Origin of the sequence: Actinomadura bangladeshensis (genome assembly GCF_004348335.1) — a bacterium.
GTDB lineage: Bacteria > Actinomycetota > Actinomycetes > Streptosporangiales > Streptosporangiaceae > Spirillospora > Spirillospora bangladeshensis.
In genome coordinates this window covers 1-780 of sequence record NZ_SMJW01000579.1, presented here as the reverse complement: position 1 = coordinate 780, position 780 = coordinate 1, and the positions used below count along the sequence as shown (strand labels likewise).

The window sequence follows — 780 nt, the reverse complement described above, 5'->3', positions numbered from 1 at the left end:
GGCGGGGTCAGCCGCGTCCGACGTGGGACGGCATCGCCGTGGCCAGCACCGTCATCGACTGGACGTTGGCCTCCAGCGGCAGGCCGGCCATGTAGAGGACGGCGCCGGCGACGTGCCGGACGTCCATCACCGGCTCGGCCCGCACCGTCCCGTCGGCCTGCAGGGTCCCGGTGCCGAACCCGCCGGTCATGTCGGTGGCGGCGTTGCCGACGTCGATCTGCCCGCAGGCGATGCGGTAGGGGCGGCCCTCCAGCGACAGGGTCTTGGTGAGACCCGTCACGGCGTGCTTGCTGGCGGCGTAGGCGACGGTGCGGGGGCGCGGGGTGTGCGCGGACAGGGACCCGTTGTTGATGATGCGGCCGCCCTGGGGGTCCTGCTCCTTCATCATCCGGAACGCCTGCTGCGCGCACAGGAACGCGCCGGTGAGGTTGGTGTCCAGGACGGTGCGCCACTCCTCGTGGGAGTAGTCCTCGACGGGCGCGGACGCGCCGAACACGCCGGCGTTGTTGACCAGCAGGTCCAGCCGCCCCCAGCGGGCGGCGACCGCGTCGAACAGGCCGCGGACCGAGCCGGGGTCGGTGACGTCGGCGGGGACGGCGAGGGCCTGCCCGGCGCGGGCGTCCCGGGCGGTCTCGTGCAGCCGCTCGGCGCGGCGGCCGGTCAGCGCGACGCGCCATCCGGCGGCCAGGAGCGCGGCCGCGACCGCGGCGCCGATGCCCGATCCCGCGCCGGTCACCAGTGCCACCCGTCCGCCCATGGCCCGCCTCCCCTTCTCCCGGC

At 75.6% G+C, this 780-nt stretch carries 1 protein-coding gene; it reads right to left on the bottom strand.

Going from position 1 to position 780, the window contains the following annotated elements; genetic code table 11:
• Window positions 1-7: 7 nt before the first annotated feature.
• A complete protein-coding gene (locus E1284_RS40965) occupies window positions 8-757 on the bottom strand; it encodes an SDR family oxidoreductase (protein WP_131945478.1) in 750 nt (249 codons plus the stop codon).
• Window positions 758-780: the final 23 nt, after the last annotated feature.

Coding starts and splice junctions, on each gene's coding strand:
- E1284_RS40965 (WP_131945478.1), bottom strand. CDS start 757: ATGGGCGGACGGGTGGCACTGGTGACCGGCGCGGGATCGGGCATCGGC.